Genomic DNA, 11,385 nt, shown 5'->3' with positions numbered 1-11,385 from the left:
TCCTATGCAAAAAAGCCATGTATAAACCATTGATATCTTTGTTGACCTCCATAGTGACCTGAACGAAATAGCCAGTATCGCTGCCCTTGTTCGTCTTCTACCTGGTAATAATCCCTATGTTCACCTTTGTCCAGCCACCATTCACGCTCAATTCGCTCCGGTCCATCTGCCTTTACAACCAAATGTTTTATCCCCTTATAAATGAAAAATTTTGGTGGATGATCAGGTATCAATGCCATGACTTCGATTGGATCAGGCTGTTTAAGTAGCTCGGTAGGACGTGGTTTATCGACATGCCAATCTGTTTCCAGTATTTCAGTAATCAAGGCAGATCTTTTTGCAGATCGCTCCGGCCAATAATGCATAGCAGGAACATATCGGTGAATTACTTCTGCACCAACCTTGCTTGCCACCCGATCTAAAAGTCTGATAACGCTCTCCTCTTTCAATCCTGGTTTTCCCGCCCAAAGTGCTTCCTGGCCGGGTATTACATCATCCACTTTGGTTGCATCCATTACAAATAATTCGATACCTAAAGCAGGGCGTATTTGTTCTATTTTAAGTTCAAAAAGTTTAAATAAATGACGAACACTGTGTGTAGCGCCGCTGGTACCGATATCAATCTGTATAATTTTACCATCAATGCGATAACAAGTCAATATTCCTGTTCGCAGTCCTTTTCCCTCATTTTTCAATCGCATGCATAAATTTCCGAGTAACCGGGTGATTGCAACTTCAATGCCGCTCCTGGTTTTAATTGGTTCCAGGGAATGCAGGCGTTCCTGAAAAGGAACTGGGACTTGCATGGGGGTAATGATTTCTTCGACTGTGCCAAGGGACTGACCAAGCCTGGCTAAGAATTCCTCTCCGAAACGCCTTCGCAATACCGAGCGCGGCATACCAATAAAACTTTTGATCTGGTAAAAGCCAAGCTTACGTAATTTAGTTAAAATAGTTTCGGGTAAGCGCAGTGCTTCGGGTGGCAGGGAAAGTAAGGCATCGGTATGTTTTCCAGGAGCAATTAGCGGTGTAACTGTACCGAAACGCGATATTGCCCAGGCTGTCCCGGCAGTATCTGCCATGGAAAGACGTACGGTATAACCCTTGCTTTTTAATCTGGACACAATTTCTTTAAGATATTCACGCTCACCACCCCATAAATGGGGACAGCCACTCACGTCCATGATCAATCCATCAACAGAGAAATCATCTATCATAACTATTGGGGAATACCTAACACACCATTCACCAATTCCTTTTAACAACTTAGCCGGCCGACCAGGTTTATCATCCAGCATCTGCAGTTCCGGACAAAGGGCTTTTGCATCTGCGGCACGCATGCCAACTTCAATGCCATGTGCTATTGCCAGAGGGCTGACAGCGGTGATGATATTGCGACCATGATCTGGTGCAGCAAAAACAAAAGGTATTTCCTTCAGTTCCGGTTGACGTATAAGCTGCCAGTCGGTCAACAAGTGACGGAACCATATGGAAACATATCGTTTTTGCATTTTTAACCAATTTGTCTTTCCTCATTATTATACCATGTATTTGTTTGCTGAACCCTGGTAACCTCAACAAATCTATCGCCTCCCCATTCCAACACCCAACTTCCAGGATTGCCGTTTCTAACTTTAGTTAGTTCAACGTTCCACCTCGGGTAGCCTACACCAGGCATTCCATCCTCAGTTTCACTTGGAACCGGAGTGATCTTCCAGCGGGCAGTTGCCACATTAGTGGTTGACTTTCGGGCATCTTTACGCAAAACAAAGCCTGTCACACCACTTTCCTCAACAGCCAACTGTAGTCTTCTGGATTCGATTAAACTTAGATCATTTAACTCCGCTACTACGGCCGCAAGGCTTTCGCATTTTAGAGCTTCCTCCATGACCCAAAGCACGTCTTTTTCTCTTGTGACATCTATAAAAATAATCCTTTCAGGATCCACATTGAATAAACGAAGTGAGACGGGAAATAACTTCCTCGCAGTACTGATCCAAACACAGGCTGCTCCGTCCTTCATCAGGATTGACAATAATCCTCCAATGAAGCCGTCACTGGCTGCTGAATGTTCAGGTAGCAGGCTAATAAATTCATGAATCGCCTTTTTTGGAAAAACCCCGTTTGGAAAGACCTTTTCAATTTCTCCCAGACCAATGGCATCTACTGCTCCAATTCCCTGAGGCTTGAAGCCCTGCCACAAAAGAATATCCTTTTGCAATTTGTTAACCAATTCTTGTTTTGCATTCATAGCGCCCTCCTTACATTTACTCATTTTATTAGTAATAAAAATAAGTAAACAAAATTAATACTAATTAATTTAGTATTTCAATTAATTTATAAAAGATTTTTACAATTAGGGCATCAGATAAGCGATTAACTGAAACAGGGTTTTAGGTTTAAGTAAAACGTTCAATGCACAACAGAACATGGAGACAATAGAAGTTCTGCAATGGGCTAAGGATAACTTAAGATAGTCATACTATTTCCGATGATGAAACCCTCTTCACAATGTAAAGAGGGTATTAACAAAATCATTTTTCCGTCACAGTCAGGGCTATTTGAGGTATGTAAGTCTGATAAACTTGAGCAATAAATTGAGACATACTGGTAGGTTTTCTACCCAAGAATTTTTCTAATGTATCATTCACAACATCCATTGTTCCTTGTGCCTGAGCTATAGCCCACATAGTAAACATACCAATATACAAGTCTGGAACTCCAAGCTGTTTCAGTTTAGATTCAAATACATCAACTTCCAAAGATTGATATTTAATATCTTTTCCCAACTGAATAGCTATGGCCGTAGCGATCTCACTAAATGAGACAGAAGTCGAATTCGTTAAGCTGTAAATTTGCTTTCGATGTCCTTCTGTTGTTAATACGTGTGCTGCAGCCTCTGCTAACTCTTCACGAAGAACATAACTTGCTTTACCGTCCCTGGCAGGAAATAATATGACGCCGGTTTCAACTACTTTTTCTCCGGCAAAAATTGGTATCATTTCCAGGTAAATGCCGTTTTGAAGAATAGTATAATCAATGCCACTGTTTATCAGATACGCTTCTGTTTGTGCATGCGAATTCTGGAAGGCGGCTATTGACGAATTCTCAAAATTTGTTTTCCTCACAAAAGAGGTATAAACAACATATTTAACATTGGCCTCTTTCGCGGCCCTTATGATGTTTATGTGCTGGACAGTCCTATTTTCGACAGCTTCTCTATCGTTACTAGAAACCAATAACAGTTTCTCTACTCCCTGAAATGCCTTAACCAATGAATCATAGTCTGTGTAATCTCCAACTTTCACTTCAATTCCCATGCTTTTAAGATGGTCTGCGTTTACTTCATTTCTTACTAAAGCAGAAATTTCATAAGGTCTAACACCCTTTTTCAATAAATGGTCAATGACTTTTGAGCCAAATTGACCTGTTGCCCCTGTTACTAAAATCATATTTTAAATTTTATTGTGGTGTAAACCTAGTGATATTAATATACTAAGTATACTTTGTTATTAAAGATTAGTACTATACTTTTGTATACTAAGAAATATAATACTATTATGAGTGATTTCAAGGAATTAATAGATAGAGATAAGGTGCAGCAATGCCCACGACATTATGTCCTGGCATTAACCGACACTTTAAATGTCATGAATGGTAAATGGAAACTCCCAATAATTGCCTCGCTGCTGCACGGAAAAACCCGTTTTAAGGATTTACAAGACAATATCGATAAAATAACACCCAGGATGTTGTCAAAAGAATTGAAAGAACTGGAAATTAATGGCATTGTAGAACGTAAAGTTTACAATCAAACTCCTGTACTCATAGAATATATTCTAACAGAGTCTGGTAAGAGTATAACTAGTGTAATTGATTCAATGATTGATTGGGGAATGCTGCATAGAACAGAAACGATCAAAAGTAGATGGCCATGAGCAAGATCTAAGTTGTTGCTAATAAAAATACCTCCCCACTCGCTGGTGCTAAATTATCGGTTCTGCCTGAAAAATATAGTTGTTCCATATCTTTTGTTGAGATCGTTCTTGAATGTTTAAATCCTGCATTTTTAGACATCGTTATTATGTCATCCTGGCCAAAGAAACTTACAAATGGAGTTCCTGATGCTCTTGCCCCCTTTTCTGCTATTTCCTGCATAGATTTATCTTCTTCATCGAGAAGTTCTATTGGCAAATAAAATGCCATAGCAAGTTTTGAACCCGATGCCAACCCTGCCATTTCCTTTAGTGATGCAATAATTGCTTCTTTTGTTAGATATAGAGTTACCCCTGTAGAAACTATAACAGTGGGTTTACTGGTGTCAAATCCTGCTTTTAATAATTGTTTCCACCAGGAAGAGACTTCAAAATTAACCGGCACAAAATGCAAGTATTGTGGGATTTCGAAACCAATTTCAATTAGCCTTTGTTGTTTCCAAGTCAGCGTATCTGGTTGGTCAATTTCATATATCTGAAGTTTGGAGGCAATGTCTGGTCTGCGGAATGCAAACGTATCAAGTCCTGCACCAAGAATAACGTACTGACTAGTTCCTTCTGTGCTCTGTTCAATGATTAAATCTTCAATAAACCGGCTGCGAGCGACAACAGAAGCGCGAAGACGTTTTGTAAACTTCATATCAGGCCTTTGTTGCCATTCATCGGTTGGGTCTATCAATTTCAGACCGATTTCATCTGCCAATATAGGTGGCTTTGCATCAATTTGAACGTGTAATGCCCTCCATAAAGCTGTTCGTACTGCACTGCTATCAGGATTGGTGTGATTTTTTTCCATTATTTTAGCTTTTAAATTGATTTGATACGTCAAAATTAATTGTTGCAAAGAATAATGCACTTGTCCTATGACAAGAAAAGCTATGTGGTAGAAATTTCCTTTCGGATTCTACTTAATGAGGTATCGGTAATACCTAAATAAGATGCGATGTATTTTAAGGGAGATTGTTTAATAATTTGTGGCCTTTCTTTAATGAGGTTCAAGTATCTGTCCTTAGCATTGATTGTCAATACATTAATTGAGCGTTGTTTTAGGATAAAGATCTGGCTCGTGGCCCAGGTCCTACCCCATTCTCTAAATCCTTCGATGTTCTGAAGTAATTCTTGAAAGGTATCATATTCGATTTTCCAAACAACGGCATCTGTTATTGTTTGAAAATTTTCTTTTGATGGCATTCTTTGAAATAAAGAAAGGGATTCAATTAGTATTTCTTTTGGGCAATAAAATTCTGTAGTTGTTTCATTGCCATTATAATCATAGAGAAACGATCTGAACAACCCCTTTTCAATGATATAAAATTCCCTTGCGATTTTGCCTATCTCTAAAAGCATTGATCCTTGCTGAAACTCTACTTTAGTATGTGCATTACAGATTTCTTTATAATCTTCTTTTTTAAGAAGAGAATGATAATAAATCATTTCAAAAAAATCTAAGTCCTTTTCCATGGTTTGTTTTACTCTGATATTAACTACACAAATTTAACACATAATTATCTACTATAGATGAGTATCACTACGTTCAACCACTTATCCAATCTTACTTCAAGAACTGAGGTACACACGTAATTTGTCTATATTTGATTTTGGCTATTTTGTCCTTTTCGCTATGCCAAAGATTAAATTGAATTCGCTTTTAATATATGAAAATTCCAATTATACATGGTCATATAGACCGTCGAATCCTGATCAATTTTACTGCTGAGCCAACAGCTGTTGAGAAAATTATCCCCTTCCCATTCAGACCTCTTATCTATAAAGGAAGGGCTATTGTAGGAATTTGTCTCATCAGGCTTAAGAATATAAGGCCCAAGGGCTTACCCGAATTTATGGGAATAAACTCAGAAAATGGGGCGCACAGAATTGCAGTTGAGTGGGATGAGAATGGTAAAACTAAAACAGGGAGAAATGGAAATTACCATATTGATTTTATAAGTTCAGATGGCACCGAAACGTTGATTGATGCTGTTGAGACCAAAACATTTAGCAACAAATCTATTTTTGAGACTTTACAAGAGGCTTCTAATTTCTTTAAAAGCGGCGAGCTTGGTTATTCTCCCAACAAAAATAAATATGAGGGGCTTAGATTAAAGACCTATAACTGGGAAGTCAGGCCACTGGAGGTGTTAAATGTAAAATCAAGTTTCTTCGAAAACGAAAAAGTTTTCCCTAAAGGGTCTCTTACATTTGATAATGCTTTGCTAATGACAAATATTGAACACGAGTGGAAAAAAGAGGTTTAAAACGATAGACGGGAATGACTCGAGCCATTCCCGTCTATCGTTTTAAACCTCAACACCCTTGCCTTCAAATTTTCTGATCGCTTCGGGCGAAACAGGCGTAAAGAAATTGATTAGATTTCCATCTGGGTCCCGAAACAAAAGAGATCGATTCCCCCAGGGCATTGTTGTTGGCTTTTGTACCACATAAGGTTGAAGAAAGTCAACTAATCTTTCGTATTCCTTATCCACATCTGTAACTCTAAATTCAATGATCACTGTACGGTTCTGAGCTGCCTTTGCAACATCATCACCTCCAAAAAAATGTAAAGTTCTGGTACTGCCAATAGCTAAGGTTCCAAACGGAGTTTGAAGCTCCGCAAAGTCCTCCGTATACTTTGTGAGTTGTGTTTCGGTTACATACTCGTAAAATGCCAATAAACGATTAATGTCTTCGGTAATAATTCTGATTGAAATAAGGTTCATATTTTCTTTATTTTGTTAAAATGTCTAATAATTACCTTTTTGAGGCATTAGAAGAATTTGTTGATATAAAGATAGAATGGCCTGATGACAACCTTATGTCAGTGCCAGTAACAGTTTATACATTTCCAAGTTTTTTTCGGAGCCATTTACGAATAGGCTCGTCATAAAACCTTAAGCTAAGGTAGCCAATAAGCAAAGCTCCAATAAAAGTGAGGCAACCGTATACAATTTTCATTCCCGTATCTGCCTGAGGATGATTGCTCAGCCATGCAGAGTATACGTAGATCAATGGAAAATGTGTGATATAAACGGGGTAAGAGATTTCACCCATAAATCTGCATAAACTAGATTCAATGCCTTTAGACACTGTTCCGCTTGCAGCGATATAAATGATAGCAGGAAAGATGAATATGATGGTGAACGATTCGTAAAGTCCATTCATCCATCGGTGATCTTCTCCTCCAATTCGTGGCATAAACAATACACATGCTATCAATATTGAGCTGATTAGGAAAGAATGCTTGATCTTTGAAACGACAATCATTCTCGAAAGCAAAAGTCCCCCAAAGAAAGGATACATCAACCTGGTAAATCCGATCATAAGCTGTTCACTATTCAATGTCCAGCCCCCCATCAAGTCTCCACTTTTGCTATTCACTGCATAATAGATCAAATAACCACCTGAAACCATCACAAGAGCAGCCAAAGCCCTTTTTGAGAACTTCCTTACACCAATAGCATATAAGATATTTGCAACATATTCATAAAACAGAGACCAACCAGGGCCATTAAGTGGATGCATTTCCTGCCATCCCCTGATATCCATTGAAGGAGGAAGAGGAATCAAGGTAAAACCTACAAACATCGTTAGAACAACTGCCCACAAGGGAACGGTGTGGATCATGGGCCATTTTGGTGAATCCGCAAAATAAAACAGACAAGCACCTATAATCATACCCAAAACAACCATTGGCTGTAGTCGCTCCAGGCGGCGCTTGAAAAAACCAGATAAAGTCATCCGGTCCCAGCGGTCATCATAAGCATACCCAATTACAAAACCTGAAAGGATAAAGAAAAAATCAACAGCTAGATATCCATGATTAATGAACTGATCAAGAGAACTGGTTGCATTCGGTTCAAAAATATGGAATCCGACAACAACTAGTGCTGCGATGCCGCGAAGCCCGTCGAGAATTGGGTAGTGTGGCTTTGATTTAAGAATATGGGAATGGTTTTTCATTTGTGCAATTATATGCAAATTTGCTATTAATCGCAAAAAAAAGAATAAGCCATATTTGCAATGAATGGCTAAGCTAATAATCGAATCGTATAGAATTAAATAATCTTAAGATTCTTAAAGCGCAGTTCATCTAGTTTAGAATGATCACTTGGAAGTTCAGTGACCAAGGCATTAATTCTTTGGAGATCACAGACTACAAAAGGTTCATTGCTGCCTATTTTTTTGCTGTTGCTGAGCACAGCCACCATTTTGGAACCTTTTAACATTGCTTTTTTTACAGCCCCATCCTCTCTTATTGCCGATGTTATACCGAAATCCTTTGAGATCGCACAGGTGCCCATAAGATAAAGATCCACAACAAACTCCGCGGCCTCATCACATGTTCTGGCTCCCGTATTTGTTTGCGTATCCCTGTCATAATTCCCGCCAAGTACAATGATCTCTATGCTCCGGAACTGTGACAATAAAGGAACCAGGGCTATGTTATTTGTTATAACCCTCAATGAAGTGTTTGTTGGTAAACACTCTGCAACCGCACATATAGTGGTTCCTCCATCCATGAAAACGCTCATCCCAGTCCTCAGTAAAGACTGAACTTTCATTCCGATTATTTCCTTTTCTGTAGAGTAAATATCACTGCGGTCCTGAAAGGAAAGAGGATTTTTATCTCGTGCTATGGCTCCCCCTCTGACTTTTGACAAAAGGCCATTCTCGTGCAGGTATTCAATATCCCTGCGGATGGTATCCTCGGAAACTGACAGGTCTCCAGACATCCCACTATAGGTCACCGTACCTGTATTCTTCAAACTGGAGATTATATGCTCGAACCGTTTTTCTCTGATCATTTCCCTACAAATATAATTCTTTCAGTCACTGCATGAAACCCGACATCATTAAAATACTCGGAATTAAATCGCAACTACTGATTTATCTGATTGATGCAATAAACGTATTTTCCAATTCCTATTATTTGCAATAATTTGAAATTTTGCAAATTATTGCATTGATTTGCGATATGAATAATAATCAGACAGCTATTAAAGCCAAAAAGGCCACACAATATATATTCCTGGTTTGCGGGTTGGCCCTCTCGAGCTGGGCACCCATGGTACCCTTCGCAAAAGAAAGGTTGCATCTTAATGACGGGAACCTTGGGCTATTGTTACTACTTTTAGGGGCTGGGGCAATTTCGATGATGCCACTGAGTGGATATCTGTCAAAGAGTTATGGCACAAGGCTAGTTATATTAATTTCCGGATTGGTCGCTGCCACCTTCCTTCCTATGTTGTTATTAATGCCAAACCCCTGGATGATGGGAGCTGCGCTCTTTATTTTTGGAGGAGGAATCGGCGTTATTGATGTAGCAATGAATTCTCATGGGATCCATGTTCAAAACCAGTATGGACGCCCGATAATGTCATCTCTCCACGGTCTGTTTAGCGTTGGTGGCCTATGTGGCTCTTTGGGACTGGGATTATTGATGAGAGCGGGGCTCAATCCGTTAACCGCCGCAATCTCAATATCGACACTGCTTATTGCCATTTTACTATTAAAATATAAATCGCTGTTTTCTAAAAACTACGAAGATAATTTACCAGAGAACAATACACATAAAGAACAAAAAACAAAGACCAGACCAGGATGGTTTAGTCCCAGTGTAATTTTTCTTGGAGCAGCATGTTTTGCTATATTTTTGTCTGAAGGAGCCATGTTGGATTGGAGTGCCCTGTTTTTAAAAGAGAGCAGAGGAATAGACGCAGAGCTTGCCGGAGTTGGATATGCAACATTTTCGATTTCAATGGCTGCCATGCGGCTTTTGGGGGATCGCATAGTGGAGCGGTTTAGTGGAAAAACAGTAGTGGTTGCAGGTGGCCTTATTGCTGCATCAGGGATTTTCATTGCCGTGGCAACCCCGTGGATCCCCACTACCCTTTTAGGCTTTGTACTGCTGGGAGTAGGTGCAGCAAACATAGTACCTGTTTTCTTTAGCGAGGGCGGCAGGCTTAAAGGAATACCCGCTTCAGCCGCTATTCCCGCAATAAGCACTATGGGTTATGCAGGCCAGCTCGCGGGGCCCGCACTTCTCGGATTTATTGCTTACCATTTTTCCCTGACTGCTGCGCTGACTTTCACCGGAGCATTACTTTTAAGTGTCGCTCTAACTTATGCATTCAGGAAATCCAATGTTTAAAACACCATAATCTCAGAAAGCCCCCAAAAAAAATCGGGGCTTTCTGAGATCGGCAAATTAAGTAGAACTATTTCTTTGTTAATTTAAGCATCAGTACATCATGAGCAGCTATTGTGCCTTTGATATTATCAGTAGTTGTTCCTATGTTTTGACGCTTCCACACATCCCTGACCTTGTAAGAACCATCAACTTTATAATTCTTAATCGTTGCTTTAAGATCCTGATTAATTACTATGGGCTGATTGCTTCTGTTTATAAGGCAGAAGGCAAAATTATTATCGCTTAATGGTTTAAACCATATTTCCAGGTCAGCGTACTTCATCCACCTGGTTGCTGAAATTCCCAGACTATCCTGGTCTATAGCGAGTACTTCTTTATTGGTCAGTATCTCATTGGTCTTAGCAGACATGTTCCTGATGTCGTTACCTGCAATAAGTGGGGCAGAAAACATGGCCCACATACTCATATGCAACCGCTCTTCACTGGTGGTCAAAACGCCATTTCCAATTTCAAGCATATCCGGGTCATTCCAATGACCAGGTCCTGAATATCCTCCGATCTCAACCTGAGCATCGATAATCTGCAATACGCCCAGACCTCCCCAGTTATTCTTGCAATCAAAGCAGTTGATGATGTCTTCAGTTGTTCTCCAGGTATGGCCTACACTCGCGCCCCATTCCCAGGGTTTGTTTGTACCCCATTCACAGATACTCAACACCATTGGTCGACCAGCTTTATAAATAGCATCTCTCATTAAGGCATATGAAGCTTCTGCATTTTGTTTGCCATGATTGCACCAATCATATTTTAAAAGGTCAACCCCCCATTTGGCATAAGCTCTTGCATCCTGGAATTCATATCCCCGACTCCCCGGCCTACCCTGGCAGGTTTGGGTACCGGCATCTGAGTAGATGCCGAACTTTAAACCCTTAGAATGAACATAATCCACAAGATTCTTTATTCCAGATGGAAATCGTTCGGGATCAGGGATAATGTTACCTAAACTATCCCGGCCGATCTGCCAGCAATCATCCACAATGACATACTCATATCCGGCATTTTTCATACCTGTTTTTACCAGAGCATCGGCAATTTCCTTTACAATAGTTTCGTTAATTTTACATTCAAACTTGTTCCAGCTATTCCAACCCATAGGTGGTTTTTTGGCTAGTTCTTCAAATTTTTGGGCCTTTGATAAAGAGCACCAGATACAGAGTACCAATACTATTAATTTGCGCATTT

Annotated in this window: 12 protein-coding genes; 3 read left to right on the top strand and 9 right to left on the bottom strand. The window is 39.8% G+C overall.

What is annotated here, in order from left to right; all coding sequences use genetic code 11:
• Positions 1-2: 2 nt before the first annotated feature.
• From R2S08_RS20410 to R2S08_RS20400, 3 genes are all read right to left on the bottom strand, one after another.
• Positions 3-1,511, bottom strand: coding sequence for a DNA polymerase Y family protein (locus R2S08_RS20410; RefSeq protein WP_316836869.1), 1,509 nt, complete (start codon positions 1,509-1,511; stop codon positions 3-5).
• Positions 1,512-1,513: 2 nt separating this feature from the next.
• Positions 1,514-2,275 (bottom strand): Error-prone repair protein ImuA, encoded by a 762-nt coding sequence (locus R2S08_RS20405; RefSeq protein WP_316836868.1) that lies wholly within the window; start codon positions 2,273-2,275, stop codon positions 1,514-1,516.
• A gap of 259 nt (positions 2,276-2,534) precedes the next feature.
• Positions 2,535-3,452: an SDR family oxidoreductase gene (locus tag R2S08_RS20400; protein WP_316836867.1), complete on the bottom strand. Its 918-nt coding sequence runs from the start codon at positions 3,450-3,452 to the stop codon at positions 2,535-2,537.
• A 108-nt stretch (positions 3,453-3,560) separates the two neighbouring features.
• On the opposite strand from R2S08_RS20400, the gene R2S08_RS20395 reads away from it, so the two are divergent.
• Positions 3,561-3,938 carry a winged helix-turn-helix transcriptional regulator gene (locus R2S08_RS20395; RefSeq protein WP_133780975.1) on the top strand — a complete coding sequence of 126 codons (378 nt, stop codon included), beginning with the start codon at positions 3,561-3,563 and terminating at the stop codon, positions 3,936-3,938.
• 7 nt (positions 3,939-3,945) lie between these two features.
• On the opposite strand, the gene R2S08_RS20390 is transcribed toward R2S08_RS20395, so the two are convergent.
• Together R2S08_RS20390 and R2S08_RS20385 are read right to left on the bottom strand one after the other, a co-directional pair.
• Positions 3,946-4,791 (bottom strand): class I SAM-dependent methyltransferase, encoded by an 846-nt coding sequence (locus tag R2S08_RS20390; RefSeq protein WP_316836866.1) that lies wholly within the window; start codon positions 4,789-4,791, stop codon positions 3,946-3,948.
• An 80-nt stretch (positions 4,792-4,871) separates the two neighbouring features.
• Entirely contained in the window at positions 4,872-5,456 is a 585-nt protein-coding gene (locus tag R2S08_RS20385; protein ID WP_316836865.1) for a Crp/Fnr family transcriptional regulator, read from the bottom strand.
• A 194-nt stretch (positions 5,457-5,650) separates the two neighbouring features.
• Between R2S08_RS20385 and R2S08_RS20380 the strand changes: the two genes are divergently transcribed.
• On the top strand, positions 5,651-6,250 hold the full coding sequence (locus tag R2S08_RS20380) for a hypothetical protein (protein WP_316836864.1): 600 nt from the start codon (positions 5,651-5,653) through the stop codon (positions 6,248-6,250).
• Between the two features lie 42 nt (positions 6,251-6,292).
• Here the strand turns inward: R2S08_RS20380 and R2S08_RS20375 are convergent, their stop codons facing one another.
• From R2S08_RS20375 to R2S08_RS20365, 3 genes are all read right to left on the bottom strand, one after another.
• On the bottom strand, positions 6,293-6,712 hold the full coding sequence (locus tag R2S08_RS20375; protein ID WP_316836863.1) for a VOC family protein: 420 nt from the start codon (positions 6,710-6,712) through the stop codon (positions 6,293-6,295).
• Positions 6,713-6,827: 115 nt separating this feature from the next.
• Positions 6,828-7,952, bottom strand: coding sequence for an acyltransferase (locus tag R2S08_RS20370; RefSeq protein WP_316836862.1), 1,125 nt, complete (start codon positions 7,950-7,952; stop codon positions 6,828-6,830).
• Positions 7,953-8,047: 95 nt separating this feature from the next.
• On the bottom strand, positions 8,048-8,797 hold the full coding sequence (locus R2S08_RS20365; protein WP_316836861.1) for a DeoR/GlpR family DNA-binding transcription regulator: 750 nt from the start codon (positions 8,795-8,797) through the stop codon (positions 8,048-8,050).
• Positions 8,798-8,940: 143 nt separating this feature from the next.
• Here R2S08_RS20365 and R2S08_RS20360 point away from each other — a divergent pair, with 143 nt between their 5' ends.
• Entirely contained in the window at positions 8,941-10,143 is a 1,203-nt protein-coding gene (locus tag R2S08_RS20360; RefSeq protein WP_316836860.1) for an MFS transporter, read from the top strand.
• Positions 10,144-10,210: 67 nt separating this feature from the next.
• On the opposite strand, the gene R2S08_RS20355 is transcribed toward R2S08_RS20360, so the two are convergent.
• The gene (locus R2S08_RS20355; protein ID WP_316836859.1) at positions 10,211-11,383 is read right to left on the bottom strand and encodes a glycoside hydrolase family 27 protein; all 1,173 of its coding nucleotides are present in this window, start codon (positions 11,381-11,383) and stop codon (positions 10,211-10,213) included.
• Positions 11,384-11,385 lie beyond the last annotated feature (2 nt).

Source organism: Pedobacter nutrimenti (assembly GCF_032678445.1).
GTDB lineage: Bacteria > Bacteroidota > Bacteroidia > Sphingobacteriales > Sphingobacteriaceae > Pedobacter > Pedobacter nutrimenti_A.
This window is presented reverse-complemented; position numbering and strand designations above follow the sequence as displayed.